Source organism: Streptomyces sp. MRC013, from assembly GCF_023614235.1.
Classification (GTDB): domain Bacteria; phylum Actinomycetota; class Actinomycetes; order Streptomycetales; family Streptomycetaceae; genus Streptomyces.
This window is the reverse complement of record NZ_CP094264.1, coordinates 3,895,850-3,912,422: the sequence shown is the minus strand read 5'-3', so window position 1 is coordinate 3,912,422 and position 16,573 is coordinate 3,895,850. Positions and strand designations below refer to the sequence as shown.

General features: G+C 72.7%; 11 protein-coding genes and 4 pseudogenes. 9 read left to right on the top strand and 6 right to left on the bottom strand.

Annotation, left to right across the window (positions count from 1 at the left end):
* Positions 1–39 precede the first annotated feature (39 nt).
* A complete protein-coding gene (locus LUW75_RS17765; protein ID WP_250336494.1) occupies positions 40–498 on the bottom strand; it encodes a peroxiredoxin in 459 nt (152 codons plus the stop codon).
* A gap of 102 nt (positions 499–600) precedes the next feature.
* On the bottom strand, positions 601–1,038 hold the full coding sequence (locus tag LUW75_RS17760) for a DUF3052 domain-containing protein (protein WP_250336493.1): 438 nt from the start codon (positions 1,036–1,038) through the stop codon (positions 601–603).
* 393 nt (positions 1,039–1,431) lie between these two features.
* Between LUW75_RS17760 and aceE the strand changes: the two are divergent.
* Positions 1,432–4,178: pseudogene (gene aceE, locus LUW75_RS17755) on the top strand (pyruvate dehydrogenase (acetyl-transferring), homodimeric type).
* A 95-nt stretch (positions 4,179–4,273) separates the two neighbouring features.
* Here the strand turns inward: aceE and LUW75_RS17750 are convergent.
* Complete coding sequence (locus LUW75_RS17750) at positions 4,274–4,663, bottom strand: peptidase inhibitor family I36 protein (protein WP_250336492.1); 390 nt, start codon at positions 4,661–4,663, stop codon at positions 4,274–4,276.
* A 782-nt stretch (positions 4,664–5,445) separates the two neighbouring features.
* Here LUW75_RS17750 and LUW75_RS17745 point away from each other — a divergent pair.
* From LUW75_RS17745 to LUW75_RS17720, 6 genes and pseudogenes are all read left to right on the top strand, one after another.
* A complete protein-coding gene (locus LUW75_RS17745) occupies positions 5,446–6,660 on the top strand; it encodes an alpha/beta hydrolase (protein WP_250336491.1) in 1,215 nt (404 codons plus the stop codon).
* Positions 6,661–6,745: 85 nt separating this feature from the next.
* Positions 6,746–7,606, top strand: coding sequence for a DUF4429 domain-containing protein (locus LUW75_RS17740; RefSeq protein ID WP_250336490.1), 861 nt, complete (start codon positions 6,746–6,748; stop codon positions 7,604–7,606).
* A 97-nt stretch (positions 7,607–7,703) separates the two neighbouring features.
* On the top strand, positions 7,704–9,119 hold the full coding sequence (locus LUW75_RS17735) for a sensor histidine kinase (protein WP_462933748.1): 1,416 nt from the start codon (positions 7,704–7,706) through the stop codon (positions 9,117–9,119).
* Entirely contained in the window at positions 9,116–9,796 is a 681-nt protein-coding gene (locus LUW75_RS17730; RefSeq protein WP_250336488.1) for a response regulator, read from the top strand. The genes LUW75_RS17735 and LUW75_RS17730 overlap by 4 nt, the downstream gene beginning before the upstream one ends.
* A 160-nt stretch (positions 9,797–9,956) precedes the next feature.
* Positions 9,957–10,976, top strand: a pseudogene (locus LUW75_RS17725) (alpha/beta hydrolase); the annotation flags it as partial.
* A 7-nt stretch (positions 10,977–10,983) separates the two neighbouring features.
* A pseudogene (locus LUW75_RS17720) lies at positions 10,984–12,176 on the top strand (acyltransferase family protein).
* 28 nt (positions 12,177–12,204) lie between these two features.
* Here the strand turns inward: LUW75_RS17720 and LUW75_RS17715 are convergent.
* A complete protein-coding gene (locus LUW75_RS17715) occupies positions 12,205–13,224 on the bottom strand; it encodes an aldo/keto reductase (RefSeq protein WP_250336487.1) in 1,020 nt (339 codons plus the stop codon).
* On the bottom strand, positions 13,221–13,691 hold the full coding sequence (locus LUW75_RS17710; protein ID WP_250336486.1) for a MerR family transcriptional regulator: 471 nt from the start codon (positions 13,689–13,691) through the stop codon (positions 13,221–13,223). The genes LUW75_RS17715 and LUW75_RS17710 overlap by 4 nt, the downstream gene beginning before the upstream one ends.
* Before the next feature lie 67 nt (positions 13,692–13,758).
* Between LUW75_RS17710 and LUW75_RS17705 the strand changes: the two genes are divergently transcribed.
* Complete coding sequence (locus LUW75_RS17705; RefSeq protein WP_250336485.1) at positions 13,759–14,586, top strand: serine hydrolase domain-containing protein; 828 nt, start codon at positions 13,759–13,761, stop codon at positions 14,584–14,586.
* Here the strand turns inward: LUW75_RS17705 and LUW75_RS17700 are convergent.
* Positions 14,583–15,263: a pirin family protein gene (locus LUW75_RS17700; protein WP_250336484.1), complete on the bottom strand. Its 681-nt coding sequence runs from the start codon at positions 15,261–15,263 to the stop codon at positions 14,583–14,585. The genes LUW75_RS17705 and LUW75_RS17700 overlap by 4 nt on opposite strands.
* Before the next feature lie 41 nt (positions 15,264–15,304).
* Here LUW75_RS17700 and LUW75_RS17695 point away from each other — a divergent pair.
* Positions 15,305–16,506, top strand: a pseudogene (locus LUW75_RS17695) (PucR family transcriptional regulator).
* Positions 16,507–16,573: the final 67 nt, after the last annotated feature.

Here is a 16,573-nt window from a genome sequence, read left to right as displayed (position 1 = left end):
GCCCGGCCGCCGCAGGGGCCGCTCCGTGCCCCGGCGGCATCAGAGGGCGTCGAGGGCCCTGACGTAGTCGTTGAGGTCGCGGGCGTCGGGGAGGCCGTTGACGACCGTCCAGCGCACGACGCCCTCCTTGTCGATGATGAAGGTGCCGCGGACCGCGCAGCCCTTCTCCTCGTCGAAGACGCCGTAGGCGCGGGAGACCTCGCCGTGCGGCCAGAAGTCCGACAGGAGCGGGTACTCCAGGCCCTCCTGCTCGGCGAAGACGCGCAGGGTGTGGATGGAGTCGTTGGAGACGGCCAGCAGCTGGGTGTCCTCGTTGACGAAGCGCGGCAGCTGGTCCCGCAGGGCGCACAGCTCGCCGGTGCAGACACCGGTGAACGCGAACGGGTAGAAGAGCAGCACGACGTTCTTCTCGCCGCGGAAGTCGCCGAGCCGCACGGTGCGTCCGTGGTTGTCCTTCACTTCGAAGTCCGGGGCCTTGGTGCCGACCTCGATCGCCATGGCAGAAGCATCCCTTCGGTGGGCGGATCGCTGGGGCCCCAGCCTACGCAACGGGCCCCCGCCGATGTACTCGGCGGGGGCCCCGGCCGTGGGAGCCGGCGGTCAGCGCTTGGGCTTGCCCGCCTTGGGGCTGACCAGGCGGCTGCCGACCCAGTCCTTGCCCGCGTTGATGCTCCGGGTCTGGGAGAGGCCGGCGGTCTGGGCGGCCTCGTTGATGTCGCTGGGCTCGACGTAGCCGTCACGCCCGGTCTTGGGCGTCATCAGCCAGATCTGGCCGCCTTCCTCAATCAGGCCGATGGCGTCCACCAGCGCGTCCGTGAGGTCGCCGTCCTCGTCGCGGAACCACAGCAGTACGACGTCGGCGACGTCGTCGTAGTCCTCGTCGACGAGCTCCTGGCCGATGACAGCCTCGATGTCCTCACGGAGTTCCTGCTCGACGTCGTCGTCGTAGCCGATCTCCTGGACCACCTGTCCGGGCTCGAACCCCAGCCTTGCGGCCGGGTTGGTCCGCTCCTCCGCGTGGTCCGCGGTCGCGCTCACGGCTTGCCTCCTGATCATGAATGGGAAAGTGCTCGGGCCGCGCGCGTACGCGTGGCATTGGGCGTAGTCCACACGTGCTGGACGGATCGCGCAAGTACCCGGCGACCCAGACCGCCGAAACGGTGACTTTTGGGGCCGTCCTGCCGCAACTCCGGGTACCCGCCTTCCCGCGGCCATGACACCCGCCACCCCTCTTGACCCACTTTAGGGGGTTGCGCGCACCGCGCTCCGCCGGGGCGCGCCCCGGGGCTCCGGCCGGCGGCGGCCGGTTACCTCTCGGTAAAGATGACGTGGGCGCCCACGGGGTAGACGATGGTGGCTACGCGACCGCAAAGCCGACACCCCACCCCGCACGTCATCACCCGTAGACACTTCGAACAGCGAAGGAACAGCGTGGCTTCCGGATCCGATCGCAACCCGATCATCATTGGCGGCCTTCCCAGTCAGGTCCCGGACTTCGATCCGGAGGAGACCCGGGAATGGCTCGACTCCCTCGACGCCGCCGTCGACGAGCGGGGGCGGGAGCGGGCTCGTTACCTGATGCTCCGCCTGATCGAGCGCGCCCGCGAGAAGCGGGTGGCCGTACCCGAGATGCGCAGCACGGACTACGTCAACACCATCGCCACCAAGGACGAGCCCTTCTTCCCCGGCAACGAGGAGATCGAGCGCAGGATCCTCAACGCGACGCGCTGGAACGCGGCCGTCATGGTCTCGCGCGCGCAGCGGCCGGGGGTCGGCGTCGGCGGGCACATCGCCACCTTCGCCTCCTCCGCCTCCCTGTACGACGTGGGCTTCAACCACTTCTTCCGCGGCAAGGACGAGGGGGACGGCGGCGACCAGATCTTCTTCCAGGGCCACGCCTCCCCGGCATCTACGCCCGCGCCTTCCTCCTGGACCGGTTGAGCGAGGCGCAGCTGGACGGCTTCCGCCAGGAGAGGTCGAAGTACCCCGACGGCCTGTCGTCGTATCCGCACCCCCGGCTGATGCCGGACTTCTGGGAGTTCCCGACGGTCTCCATGGGCCTGGGTCCGCTGAGTGCGATCTACCAGGCTCGGATGAACCGGTACATGCAGGCCCGCGGCATCGCGGACACGTCCCGGTCGCACGTGTGGGCGTTCCTGGGCGACGGCGAGATGGACGAGCCCGAGTCGCTGGGCCAGCTCACCCTGGCTGCGCGCGAGGGCCTCGACAACCTGACGTTCGTCGTCAACTGCAACCTCCAGCGCCTCGACGGTCCGGTCCGGGGCAACGGGAAGATCATCCAGGAGCTGGAGTCGGTCTTCCGGGGTGCCGGCTGGAACGTGATCAAGTTGATCTGGGACCGCTCCTGGGACCCGCTCCTCGCCCAGGACCGCGACGGCATCCTGGTCAACAGGATGAACACCACGCCGGACGGGCAGTTCCAGACGTACGCGACGGAGTCCGGCGCGTACATCAGGGAGCACTTCTTCGGCGACGACCACCGGCTGCGCGCGATGGTCGAGGGCATGACCGACCGGCAGCTGCTCCACCTGGGCCGCGGCGGCCACGACCACCGGAAGATCTACGCGGCGTACGCGGCGGCCAAGGCGCACAAGGGCCAGCCGACGGTGATCCTGGCCCAGACGGTCAAGGGCTGGACGCTCGGCCCGAACTTCGAGGGCCGCAACGCCACGCACCAGATGAAGAAGCTGACGGTCGACGACCTGAAGCGCTTCCGTGACCGCCTGCACCTGCCGATCCCCGACAGCGAGCTGGAGTCCGGCCTGCCGCCGTACTACCACCCCGGCCGGGAGTCGGAGGAGATCCAGTACATGCACGACAGGCGCAAGGCGCTGGGCGGGTACGTCCCGACGCGGGTCGTGCGGTCGAAGCCGCTGGTGCTGCCCGACGACAGGGCGTACGCGGCGGTGAAGAAGGGGTCGGGGCAGCAGTCGATCGCGACGACGATGGCGTTCGTGCGGCTGCTGAAGGACCTGATGCGGGACAAGGAGATCGGCAAGCGGTTCGTGCTGATCGCGCCCGACGAGTACCGGACCTTCGGTATGGACTCGTTCTTCCCGAGCGCCAAGATCTACAACCCGCTGGGCCAGCAGTACGAGTCGGTGGACCGGGAGCTGCTGCTCGCGTACAAGGAGTCGCCGACCGGGCAGATGCTGCACGACGGCATCTCGGAGGCGGGCTGCACGGCGTCGCTGATCGCGGCCGGGTCGGCGTACGCCACGCACGGCGAACCGCTCATCCCCGTGTACGTCTTCTACTCGATGTTCGGTTTCCAGCGGACCGGTGACCAGTTCTGGCAGATGGCCGACCAGCTGGCGCGCGGCTTCGTGCTGGGTGCGACCGCCGGCCGGACGACGCTCACCGGTGAGGGCCTGCAGCACGCGGACGGCCACTCCCATCTGCTGGCCTCCACCAACCCGGCGTGCGTCGCCTACGACCCGGCCTTCGGGTACGAGATCGCGCACATCGTCAAGGACGGGCTGCGGCGGATGTACGGCTCGTCGCAGGAGCACCCTCACGGAGAGGACGTCTTCTACTACCTGACGGTCTACAACGAGCCGATCCAGCACCCGGCGGAGCCGGCGGACGTCGATGTGGACGGCATCGTCAGGGGCGTCCACCTGTTCCGCACCGGCGGGGCCGGCTCGGTGCCGGCGCAGATCATGGCGTCCGGCGTGGCCGTCCCCTGGGCCGTGGAGGCGCAGCGGATCCTGGCCGAGGAGTGGGACGTCCGCGCGGACGTGTGGTCGGTGACGTCCTGGAACGAGCTGCGCCGCGACGCGGTGGAGGCCGAGGAGTACAACCTGCTGCATCCCGACGAGGAGGCCCGCGTTCCGTACGTGACGCGGAAGCTGTCGGCTGCCGAGGGCCCCTTCCTGGCCGTCTCCGACTGGATGCGGTCGGTCCCGGACCAGATCTCGCGCTGGGTGCCTGGTCCGTACAACTCGCTCGGTGCGGACGGCTTCGGCTTCGCGGACACGCGCGGCGCTGCCCGTCGGCACTTCCACATCGACGCGCAGTCGATCGTGCTGGGCGTGCTGACGGAGCTGGCGCGACTGGGGAAGGTGGACCGTTCCGCGCCGAAGCAGGCGGTGGACCGCTACCGGCTGCTGGATGTGTCGGCGGCCGATCCGGGTCCGGCGGGCGGCGACGCCTAAGGTACGCCACCGGGGGACGGGGCGTTCCGGCGCCCCGTCCCCCGGCCCTCCCCCAGGGTGCGGCGCACGGGGCGGCCGGCGGTGCGGGCCCGGCATCAGTTCTCCCAGATCTTGAAGGCCCTCACCTGGTAGGGCGAGCGTGGCACCCATGTGCCGCTGCCCGGGTACGTCTCGAACTCCCCGGTCTCCCCGCAGGTGGCGGACTGGTAGGTGGTGACGGGGCGCCCCGTGCGGTTGGCGAGCGCCGCCGCCGCGGTGCCGGCGGGGAGCGCGACGCAGCTGTCGACGTCCGTGGTCGCCAGCTCGTGTGTCCGCCGCTCGCCCTTGAACCCCTCCCGCCCCCACAGGCAGAGCTGTCCGCTGTCGCACGGACCGAGGGCGGGAGGCGCGGCGTCGGCGGGCGGGGCGCAGGTGGACAGGGCGGCGACGGTGATCGCGGCCATCCCGAGCGCGGCGGTGGAGAAGGGCCTTGAGAACGTGCGCATGTGGATCAACCCCCGATTCGTGACACTCCGTATCGATGTCTGCCCCAAGCCTGACGTTGTGTGACCGCAGGAGGGAAGAGGTCCCGGCTCGATCCACTCGGACGGGTGAGGGAAGAGGCTTCGGGTGGACATGCCGCGGGCCCCGGCACCAGGAAGGCGCCGGGGCCCGCGGCCCCGGGTTCCGGCCGTGCCGCCGGTCGGATGTGGTCGCCGCCCCCGCCGGCCCCGGCCGTCGGCACTGCGCTTGGTCAAGGTCGCGACCAGGGCCGCGGCGAGCGCCACGACACCGGCGGCGGTGAGGCCGAGCTCCCATGCCGGACGTGAACGTGTCGTGGACGACCCCGGTGATCGCGTCCAGGGCGCCCGGCGTCATCCCCGGGCCCTCGGCGGGTCCCCGGAGAACGGTGCCGAACTCCGCCGCCTGCTCCGGTCCGGGCGCGGGCGGCACCGGGAGGCCCCCGTCCTTCCGGTCGCCCGGGAAGTCGGAGCCGACCTCGGCGGACATCGCGGCGCCGGGCACCGCCGTACCCAGGCCGCCGACCTGCATGACGGTCCGCTGCGGACCGCCGGCCACACCCGGCAACTCCGTCGGGGCGTTGCAGAACGTCACGGAGAACAGGCCTCCCGTAGTGGAGGGCGGGGCCTGACCGCCGCCCCCGTCGCCCGCGATGGACGGTCCCGACCTGCGGGGGCATCCCCTCCTTCCTCGTTGCGCACCACAAACCATGATCTGCGTCACACCTGGCGTGGGGGCCGCGCGGTCTCTCCTAAGGTGTCTCGTAGTGACTCCCACCATCGCCTCCCCCTCGTTCACCGTCTGGCGGGCCCTGTCGGCCCTCGCGGTGGTCCTCGTCCTCCTCGCGACGACGGGCTGGACCGGCCCGCACCGCGTACGCGTCGCACCACCGGACTCGTGGAGCGCGGCAGCGGAGTCGTGGCGCGCCGACCGGATCGGCGGCCGCACGCTTCCCGACCCCGCGTCACCGTCGGCGGCCGTGACCGCTTTCTTCGCCTCCCTCACACCGGCGCAGCGCGTGCGGCTCGCCCGGAGGCACCCGCTCGTCGTCGGCAACCTCGCCGGGGCACCGGTGATCCTGCGGTACCTCGCCAACCGGCAGGCGCTCCGCCGCGCCCTCGCCGCCGACCGCGCCCGCGCCGCCGACCGCCGGCTCTCCGCCGACGGTCGTCAGGAGGCCGCGCGCCGGGCGCACAGGTTCTCCTCGCTCCTGTCCGGCGGGCGCCGGATCCTCGCGTTCGACCCCTCGGGGCAGGGCCGGGTGGCGGAGGTGTTCGGCGACCTCGAGCGCGCCGAGCGGGTCTCGGTGGTCGTGCCGGGCGTCGACACGCACCTACTCACCTTCGAGAAGACCGCCCGCCGGTACACGGCCCCGTACGGAATGGCGAAATCCCTGTACGCCGCGGAGCGCGAGGCGGCGCCCGGCGTGCGGACCGCGGTCATCGCCTGGGCCGACTACACCGCGCCGAGCGGCGTCGGGATGGACGCGGCGACCGGGCGGCTCGCCGTCGAGGGGGCCGCGCGACTGGTCTCCCTGGTCCGCGTGCTGCCCGCCGGATCGCGCGTCTCCCTCTTCTGCCACAGCTACGGCTCCGTGGTGTGCGGGCTCGCCGCGCGCCGGCTGCCCGGGCGGGTCACCGACATCGCCGTGGCCGGCAGTCCCGGCATGCGGGCCGAGAGCGCGGCGGCACTCGGTACGCGGGCGCGGGTGTGGGCCATGCGGGGTGCCGAGGACTGGATAGCCGACGTGCCGTACCTGGACGTCGGAGGGTTGGGGCACGGCGCCGACCCGGTGGCCCCCGGGTTCGGGGCGCGGCTGCTGTCGGCGGACGGTGCGTCGGGGCACGGCGGGTACTTCGTGCCGGACACGGACAGCCTGCGGAACTTCGCGAAGATAGGGGTCGGGGCCTACGGCAGGGTGCGCTGCGCCGAGGGGGCGAGCGCCTGCCGCAGCGAAATCCACGGTGCCACGTCGGCCTGACCCGCGTAGAAGTCGGACGGCTCAGTCCATTTCCGCTCGTCTTCCGGGGGCGACGCGCGGGCGCACGCCGCATACGATGAGGCGCATGGGTGATGTGCTGGCCGGAATTCATGCCACCTGGAAGTTCGAAACCGACGCCGTGCTCATCCGCTTCGAACGGGGGATCCGCGCGCCGAGGCTGTTCCAGACGCTACGCGAAAGACGTGTTCCGCACGAAGCGCTGGGGGCGGTGACGCTCTCCCCGGGCAAGCGGGGCACGGTGGTGCTGCACGCCGTTCCGCGTGCGGGCGCCGACCCCCTGATGGCAGCGGCGGACGGCCAGTTGAAGGAGGGCTGCGACCCCTACCGGCTGGTACTGCCCGCCGAGCGGGAGAAGCTCGCCGAGTACTACGCGGACGAGCTTCGGGCGTGCCTCGGGCCGGAGCGCGGGGAGCCGGCCGAACGGTTCCTGGTGGCCGCCCCCGAACCGCCGCTGCAGTTCAAGGCGTACGACGGCAAGGCCTCCTTCGATGGCCGGAACGTGTCCATCCGATGGTTCTGGACGGGTGCGTCGACCGCCAAGTGGAGGGCCGGCGACCAGTCCTTCGCGGTGAGCGACCTCTGCGGGGTGCAGTGGCGTTCGCCCGACGGCCCCGACGGGTACCTGAGGCTGCTGCGGCGCGGTGTCGACGCGGAGCCGGTCCAACCGGACCAGGACCCGGCGGCGGTCGTCTTCGGCCTGGGCTACGGTCCCGTCCACGAATCGCTCCCGTTCGCGGCCGCCGTACTGCAGGCGGTGCGGGACACCGACCGTGCGGTGCCGGTGCCGGTTCCCGTGGGGGCCGGCCGGCGCGACCCGGCGGACATAGCCGACCGGATCAGGTACCTGGGGGACCTGCACCAGGCGGGCCTGGTGACGGATGACGAGTTCAGCGCGAAGAAGGCCGAGTTGCTCGCCGAGCTGTGACGGCGGTGCGCGGGGGCGTCATACCGGAGTACGAGGTGGAGAACTGGCTCCCCGGTATGACGCCCGAGCCACGGCGCGTGCCTAGGCTGGCGGGACCATGAGCAGTGTTCCCTCCGTCCCTCTCCCGCCGAAGGGCCCGCCCGGCCTTTCCCCGGTGGACTCGCCCTCCCTTCCGCCGCGGCCCGCGCCCGGCGGCGTCACCGCGTCCGCCGGCCGGGTTCGGCGCTTCACGCGGGAGGCGGTGCACGCGGTCGGCGTGGCACTGTCGACCCCCACGGAGCCGGGGGCGCCCCTGTTCGGGCAGGTCTCGTCACGATGGGTGCGCCTCACGCCGTACGTGCTGGCGGTGGCGTTCGTCGTGTCGCTGCTGCCGGTCACGGTCGTGGTGCTCGTCAACGACTACGGCGTGAACGGCGGCGTCGCCGGCCTTCTGGCCACGGCTCAGACCGCTCCCCTGCTCATGGCCGTGTCACGGCCGCTGCAGGCGTGGTGGGTCGTCTTCGCCGCCGACGTGCTCGGCGCTTTGGTGGCCGTGAACACGGGCGTCCCGGAAGGACGGCCGTGGCCGTGGACGCCGATGGCCGTGGTGGGCTACCTGGGGCTGATGCTCGCCGTGGGGCTGCGCGAGCAGCGGCGGACCCTGATGAGCGTGTGGCTGGTGACCGGCGCCGCCGGATTCGCGTTCGAGTTGTTCGGCGAGGCGGGCGGGGGCGGAGGCGTCCCCCTGGTGCTGTTCGTGCTGAGCGGTGTCGTCCTGCTGGTCACCGGCATGCTCCGGGAACGCGGCGACGCCCAGCGTCGGCTGGTGGAACAGGAGACCATCAGCGAGGCCGAGCGGTCCCGGCGGACGCTGCTGGAGGAACGGGCCCGCATCGCCCGCGAGTTGCACGACGTGGTCGCCCACCACATGTCGGTGATCACCGTGCAGGCGGACTCGGCGCCCTACCGTATCCAGGGAATCCCGGACGCCGCGCGCGAGGAGTTCTCGTCCATAGCGGCGTCCGCGCGGGAGTCCCTGGCCGAGATGCGACGGCTGCTGACGGTGTTGCGCAGTGAGAACGTGGAGGACGAGCGTGCCCCGCAGCCGGGTATCGGCCGGGTGCAGCAGCTCGTCGAGGCGACGATACGGGCGGGGTTGCCGGTGGAGCTGTCGCTGGCGGCGGACCTGGGACCCGTTCCCCAGGCCGTGGACCTGTCGGCCTACCGGATCGTGCAGGAGGGCCTGGCCAACGCGGTGCGGCACGCGCCGGGTGCCCGGACCCGGGTCTCCGTCTCGCGGTCGCCCAACCTGGAGTGGTTGATCGTCCTGGTGGTCAACGGCCCGCCGACGGAGCCGATCTCACCGCTGGAGACGTCCGGGACGGGACACGGCCTGATCGGGATGCGGGAGCGCGTACGGTTGACCGGCGGGAGGCTCGACACCGGACCGCTGCCGGACGGCGGTTTCCGCGTGGCGGCACGGCTGCCGCTGATCGCACCGCTTCCCCGACCCGCCAGGAGGGGACTCTCGTGACCATCCGCGTGATCATCGTCGACGACCAGGCCATGGTGCGGGCGGGATTCGCCGCCCTGCTGTCGGCGCAGCCCGACATCGACGTCGTGGGCGAGGCACCGGACGGGCGGGCCGGTGTCGAGGCGGGCAGGTCCGCGCGCCCCGACGTGGTGCTGATGGACGTGCGCATGCCCGAGATGGACGGACTCGCCGCGGCGCGCGAACTGCTGAACCCGCCGCCCGGGGTGACCCACCGGCCCAAGGTGCTCATGCTGACGACGTTCGACGTGGACGACTACGTGTACGAGGCGCTGCGCGCCGGGGCGTCCGGCTTCCTCCTCAAGGACGCCCCGCCGGCCGACCTGATCGCCGCCGTGCGCGTGGTGGCGGGAGGGGAGGCTCTGCTCGCGCCGTCGGTGACACGGCGGCTGATCGAGGACTTCGCCGCCCAGCGGCCCGCACCGCGCAGGGAGCGCTCGGTGCGGCTGAACGGGCTGACGCCGCGCGAGACGGAGGTGCTGGAGCTGGTCGCGCGGGGGCTGTCCAACCAGGAGATCGCCGCGCACCTGGTCCTCGCGGAGCAGACGGTGAAGACGCACATCGGACGCGTCCTGGCCAAGCTCGGCCTGCGCGACCGCGCGCAGGCGGTGGTGTTCGCCTACGAGTCCGGGCTCGTCACGCCCGGCGAGGCGGTCTGACCGCGTCGGGGCGCTCGCGGCGCCCCGACGCGGTGCCGGTGCAGGACGCCCCCTACCGCGGTATCAGTCGGCGGTTGGCTCCGTAGGGTGACGATCACTCGGGGACCGCCCTCCTACCTTCTCCCTCGTCACACCGCACGAGGTACAGGAGGGGGACGTCATGCACCCTTGCAGGAAGGGCCTGGTGGCCGCCGCGCTGGCGACGACCGTCGTCACCGGGACGGCCGGATGGATGTCGGGAACCGCCCAGCAGGCCATGACGGGGCCGCCGCCGGGAAGTCCGGCCTGGTTGGCCGACACCTCGCTGGGGCGGCCGCTGCCGGATCCCGCACGAGCCGCACCGGCCGAGGTGGCCTCGTTCTTCCGGGGCCTCGACCAACGGCGGCGGGACCGTCTGGCCCGGCGGCACCCGGGCGTGGTGGGCAACCTGGACGGGGTGCCGGTGACTCTGCGGTACAGGGCCAACGCCCTCTCCGCGAGTCGTGACGCGCGGTACGCGCACCTCGCCGGCCGTCGCCTCCTGGCCTTCGACCCGCGCGGCCGCGGCCTGGTCGCGGAGGTCTTCGGAGATCTGGAGCACAGCCGCCATGTCGCAGTCGTGGTACCGGGGTCGAACGTCGACGCCGGGTCCTACGACCGGCCCCGCGACCCGTACGGCACGCCGGCCGGGATGGCCCGGCAGTTGCGGACGGCGACGGGCGGGCAGGTGGCGGTGGTCGCCTGGGCCGGCTACACCACGCCGGTCGGGATCGGTCCCGACGCGGCGACCGGCGGCCTCGCCGAGGTGGGGGCGAAACGGCTGGTACGCCTCGCCGAGGGGTTCGCCGCGACCGGCGCCGCCACCCCGTCCCTGTTCTGCCACAGCTACGGCTCGGTGGTGTGCGGGCTGGCCGCAGCCGAGGTGAAGGCCAAGGACCTGGTGGTCTTCGGCTCTCCCGGGATGCGCGCGGCGAACGTCGCGGAGCTGGGTACGGCAGCGCGGGTATGGTCCGCGAAGCATCCGACCGACTGGATATCCAAAGTCCCCCACGTGACCTTCCTGGGGTTGGGGCACGGCACGGATCCGGCGTCCGAGGGGTTCGGCGCCCGGCGGGTGCCCGCCGGGGACGCGCGGGGCCACGGCGGCTACTTCGCACCCGGCACCACCTCGCTCCGCGAGTTCGCCGCGATCGCCCGGGGGAAGCCGCGTGAAGCTCACCGACCGTGTCGAGCGGGGCACGCCGGCCCACCGCGACCGGGGGTCGACGGGCTGCGCGCACTGGCCCTGCTGTCCGTGCCCACCGGGCACTGGCTACTCGGCGGGTTCTCCCTGGACGGGGAGGGGGCGATCCACAACGCGAGCCCGCTGTCGGCGTTCGGGTTCCTCGCGCCCGCCAGTTGGGTCCTGCAGATGCTCGGCGTCTTCTTCCTCGTGGGTGGTTACGCGTCCGTACTCTCCTACCGGCGCCGGCCGGGCGGCACCGGCCCATGGCTGCGCGGCAGGATCGCCCGGCTCGGTCGCCCCGTCCTGGGGGTCACCGCCGTATGGGCCGTGCTGATAGCGGCGGGTTCAGTGGCGGGCGTGCCCGGCGACACCCTGCGGACCGGGGCGACGCTGGTGATACAGCCGCTGTGGTTCGTGGGCGTGTACACGGTGATCACCGCGCTCACCCCCTGCTGCGTGCGGGCCGCGCGTGTCATGGGCGCCTGGGCGGCGGCGCCCCTGCTCTGCTGCGTCGCCGTCGTCGACCTGCTGCGGTACGGCCCGTACGCCGAGGCCGTGCCGCCCTGGTTGGGTCTGCTCAACGTGCTGCCGGGCTGGTTGTTCGCCTACCAGCTCGGGGTGGTGTGGGGCGAGCGCCGGATGGGTCGGCGGGAGGCACGGGTGTTGCTCGTGGGCGGCGTGGTCCTCTTCGCGGCGCTACTCGCCGTCTTCCACTACCCGGCTTCGATGGTCGGCGTGCCGGGCCAGGCGCGTACCAACTCGCATCCGCCGTCGTTGCTCGTCCTGGCGCTTGCGGCCGCTCAGAGCGGTGCCGCGGTGCTGCTGCGGGACCGGCTCGCGGCCCTGTTGCGGCGGCCCGCGCTGTGGGCTCCGATCGTGGTCGTCAACCTGTCGGCGATGACCATCCTGTGCTGGCACCAGACGGCGATGCTCGCGGCGGCGGTGCCCGCGTCCCTGACGGTCGGCGCGGTTCCCGGCCTCACCACGGCGCCGGACACGTTCGGCTGGGTGGCGGCGCGGGTGGCGTGGCTCCCGGTGTTCGCGGCGCTGCTGGTGCTCATAGGCCGGTACGCGCGGCGCTTCGAGACTCCGTGGGCGGGCGCCACCAGGACGCATCGCGCGGTGGCGGGCGCCCTGGCGGCCGGCTTCGCGGCCTTCGCTCTGGGGCCGGCCTGAGGGCCCCGGGGCGGTGGGCGCGGGCGGGTCACTCCTCGCGGGCGGTGGAGGTGAGGGACATGTCGGAGTAGCGGCGGCCGGCCACCTGGGCGGCGATGGGTTCGAGGAGGTCGAGTTCGGAGTCGGTGAGGACGATGCGGACGGCGGCGGCGTTCTCCAGGAGGCGGCTGCGCCTGCGGGTGCCGGGGATGGGGACGACGGGCAGGCCGTGCACGGCCGCACGCTGCTGTACCCAGGCCAGGGCGATCTGGGCGAGGGTGGCGCCGTGGGCGGCGGCGATGGAGCGGACGGGTTCGAGGAGGGCGGCGTTGCGGCGGGCGTTGTCCCCGGAGAACCGCGGCTGGGAGCGGCGGAAGTCGCTCTCCGAGAGGTCCTGGGAGGCGTCGGCGAAGGCACCGGCGAGGAAGCCCCGGCCGAGCGGGGAGTACGGCACGAGTGCGACACCCAGTTCGGCGGCGGTGGAGACGGCGCTCCGCTCCACGTCGCGGGAGAACAGCGACCACTCGGACTGCAGGGCGGCGACGGGATGGACGGCGTGGGCCTCGCGCAGTTCCCGTCCGGTGACCTCACTGAGCCCCAGGTGCTTGACCTTGCCCTCCCGTACGAGGTCGGCCATGGCGCCGACGGACTCGGCGAGCGGCACGGCCGGGTCGCGGCGGTGCATGTAGTAGAGGTCGATGACGTCGACGCCCAGGCGACGCAGGCTGTCCTCGACGGCGGACTTGATGTAGGCCGGGTCGTTGCGGACCGCCCGGTGGGAGGGGTCCCCGGTGCGGACCAGGGAGAACTTCGTGGCCAGGGTGATCCGGTCGCGGTGGGCGGCGACGAACGGGGCGAGGAACTCCTCGTTGGCCCCGCGCCCGTACATGTCGGCGGTGTCGATGAGGGTGACGCCGGTTTCGAGGGCGGCTTCGAGGGTGTCGCGGGCGGCGGCCTCGTCGGTGTCGCCGTAGAACTCGCTCATGCCCATGGCGCCTAGGCCCTGGACGCCGACCACGGGGCCCGTCGCGCCGAGTCGTACCTGCGGGATCGTCTGTTCGGAGGTCATGGTGCAACCCTTTCCGGCGCCGGTCGGGCGCCCGTGTAGACGTCGATCTTGTAGTCGAGTACGGCGAGGGTCTCGCGGAGCTCGGTGATGCGGGCCAGGACGTCGTGGCGGGCGGCCTCCAGGAGTTCGCGCCGCTCGTCGAAGGTGCGGTCGCCCGCGCGGACCAGCTCGGCGTAGCGGACCATCGCCGCGACGGGCATGCCGGTCAGCCGCAGTTTGCCGATCAGGGTGAGCCAGTCCAGGTCCCGGTTGGTGAAGCGCCGCTGGCCGGTGGCGGACCGGTCGACATGGGGCATCAACCCGATGCGTTCGTACCAGCGGAGGGTGTGGGCGGTGAGACCGGTCCAGGCGGCGACCTCGCTGATGCTGTAGTGGTCCTGCCCGTCGGGGCGGGGGTGGCGGGGTGGCGGGGCGGCGCAGGCATCGGTGGTCCGGGGATCCGCCGGAGTGCTCTCGATCACCGTCATGCCCCCACGCTAGGACCTTCGAGCGCGCTCGAAGCAAGCGCCGCGACGAGCAAGTACCCTCATCGGCATGCAGAGCCTGGCGATGATCGAGAACTGGCCCGTGCCGGCCGCGGCCGCCGCGGTGGTCCGCGCGGACGGCACCCTCGCGGGGTCCCGCGGGCCCACGGGACGGCGGTTCCCGCTCACCTCGGTGACGAAGCCGCTGGCGGCCTACGCCGTGCTCGTCGCCTACGAGGAGGGCGCCGTGGAGCTCGACGAGCCGGCCGGTCCGGAGGGGTCGACCGTGCGGCACCTGCTCGCGCACACGTCGGGGCTCGCCTTCGACGAGGACCGGGTGGCGGCGGCGCCGGGCACACGGCGGATCTACTCGAACGCGGGCTTCGATGTGCTGGCCGACCACGTGGCGAAGGCCACCGACATCCCGTTCGCGGAGTACCTGCGCCAGGCGGTGCTGGAGCCGCTCGGGATGACGGGGACGTCGCTGGAGGGTTCGGCCGCGAAGGACGGGGTGTCGACGGTGGACGACCTGGTGCGGTTCGCCGCGGAGGTGCAGGCGCCCCGCCTGCTGGACCCCCGGACGGTCCTGGAGGCGATGACGGTCGTCCACCCGGGCCTGGCCGGCGTCCTGCCCGGGTACGGTCACCAGCGGCCCAACGACTGGGGGCTGGGCTTCGAGATCCGGGACGGCAAGTCGCCGCACTGGACGGGCGGTTCGTCGTCGCCGCGGACGTTCGGGCACTTCGGGCAGTCGGGCACGTTCCTGTGGGTCGACCCGGACGCCCGTGCGGCGTGTGTGGCGCTGACGGACCGGGCCTTCGGCCCCTGGGCGGTCGAGGCCTGGCCGCCGTTCACCGACGCGGTGCTCGCCGAACTGCGCCGGGGCCGGGGCGCCTAACGGACCCGCGCCGGCCGGGTCATCTCCCACACCAGCACCTCGGCGGGCGCGGCGGCGGCCAGCCGTACGCCCCGCGCGCCGGTGATCCGGGCCGCGTCGCCCGCCGACAGCCCGCACCCCCCGTCGCCGCCGGTCAGCCGGACGTCGCCGCGCACCACGTGCACGTACACGAAGTCCCCGTCCGGGACGGCGGCGTGTTCGCCCGCGCCCGGCCGGCGTACGTGGAGCACCGCACCGGCGGCGGGCACCGCGTGGGGGGTCGTGTCGGCGAGGCCGCGGACGATCCCGTACGACGGGTCGCCGCCGGGCTCCAGCGGGGCGAGCCACATCTGGACGAAGACCAGCGGCGCCGCGCCGTCGTTGCGCTCCACGTGCCGGACGCCGCCCGCGGAGCTCAGGTGCTGGACGTCCCCGGGGCGGACCAGGGTCGCGTGCCCCGCCGAGTCCCGGTGCGTCAGCTCGCCCTCGACGACCCAGGTGACGATCTCGGTGTGGCTGTGCGGGTGCTCGTCGAAGCCGGCGCCCGGCGCGAGCCGCTCCTCGTTGCAGGCGACGAGCGCGCCGAAGCGGAGGTTGTCCGGATCGTAGTGGGGGCCGAACGAGAAGGCGTGCCTGGTCGTGACCCCGGCGTCCGGGTCGCCACCGGGGTGGCGGTCCCCGGCCCTGTGTACGGACATCACAGGTCCAACGGTAGACCGGCCGGTCGGCCGCCGTCCCGATGAGGCAGTCTTGTCCCGTGCCCGATCCCGCAGTGAACGACGCCCACCCGCACGCAGCGACCCTGAAGCGACTCGAACAGTCCTCCGGTCGGCTCGCCGCCAGCGCCATCGCCCGCATGGACGAGACGCTGCCGTGGTACCGGGCGATGCCCCCGGAGAACCGGTCCTGGATCGGCCTGGTGGCGCAGGCCGGCATCGCCGCGTTCACCGAGTGGTTCCGGCACCCGGAGGCCTCGCAGGCGATCTCCACCGACGTGTTCGGCACGGCGCCGCGCGAGCTGACCCGGGCGATCACGCTGCGGCAGACCGTCGAGATGGTCCGCACGACCATCGAGGTCATGGAGTCGGCGATCGAGGAGGTCGCCGCCCCCGGCGACGAGTCCGTGCTCCGCGAGGCGCTGCTCGTCTACGCCCGGGAGATCGCCTTCGCGACGGCGCAGGTGTACGCGCAGGCCGCCGAGGCGCGCGGCGCGTGGGACGCGCGGCTGGAGTCCCTCGTGGTGAACGCGGTGCTGTCCGGCGAGGCCGACGAGGGTGCCGTCAGCAGGGCCGCCGCCCTCGGCTGGAACTCGCCGGAGCACGTGTGCGTGATCCTCGGCACCGCCCCGGACGGCGACAGCGAACTGACCGTCGAAGCGATCCGGCGCGCGGCCCGCCACGCCAAGCTGCAGGTCCTCACCGGTGTGCTCGGCGACCGCCTCGTGGTGATCGCGGGCGGCAGCGACAACCCCCTGACCGTGGCGAAGGCGCTGATCGGCCCGTACGCGGCGGGTCCCGTGGTGGCCGGCCCGGTGGTGCCGGACCTGCTGGCGGCGACCCGGTCCGCGCAGGCGGCGGCGGCCGGGCTGAAGGCGTGCTCCGCCTGGCAGGACGCCCCCGGCCGGTCCTGGCGGACGATCTGCTGCCGGAGCGCGCGATCGCCTCGGACCCGTCCGCGCGCGAGCAGTTGGTGGAGGAGATCTACAGGCCGCTGGAGGAGGCCGGCTCGGCTCTCCTGGAGACTCTGAGCGTGTACCTGGAGCAGGCGAGTAGCCTTGAGGGGGCCGCCAGAATGCTGTTCGTGCACCCCAACACCGTGCGCTACCGGCTTCGACGTGTGACTGATGTCACGGGCTGGTCACCGTCCGATGTGCGGTCGGCCTTCACTCTGCGTATCGCGCTCATCCTGGGGCGTCTCGCCGACAGCGAGATGCAATCCTAGGGTTTTGTGGGGGATCAACAATTCGCCTGACGGTTCTTCGTCCTAGTCCTCACGGGCGCCCAGGACC

Coding starts and splice junctions, on each gene's coding strand:
- LUW75_RS17765 (WP_250336494.1), bottom strand. CDS start 498: ATGGCGATCGAGGTCGGCACCAAGGCCCCGGACTTCGAAGTGAAGGAC.
- LUW75_RS17750 (WP_250336492.1), bottom strand. CDS start 4,663: ATGCGCACGTTCTCAAGGCCCTTCTCCACCGCCGCGCTCGGGATGGCC.
- LUW75_RS17740 (WP_250336490.1), top strand. CDS start 6,746: ATGGGTGATGTGCTGGCCGGAATTCATGCCACCTGGAAGTTCGAAACC.
- LUW75_RS17735 (WP_462933748.1), top strand. CDS start 7,704: ATGAGCAGTGTTCCCTCCGTCCCTCTCCCGCCGAAGGGCCCGCCCGGC.
- LUW75_RS17715 (WP_250336487.1), bottom strand. CDS start 13,224: ATGACCTCCGAACAGACGATCCCGCAGGTACGACTCGGCGCGACGGGC.
- LUW75_RS17710 (WP_250336486.1), bottom strand. CDS start 13,691: ATGACGGTGATCGAGAGCACTCCGGCGGATCCCCGGACCACCGATGCC.
- LUW75_RS17705 (WP_250336485.1), top strand. CDS start 13,759: ATGCAGAGCCTGGCGATGATCGAGAACTGGCCCGTGCCGGCCGCGGCC.
- LUW75_RS17700 (WP_250336484.1), bottom strand. CDS start 15,263: ATGTCCGTACACAGGGCCGGGGACCGCCACCCCGGTGGCGACCCGGAC.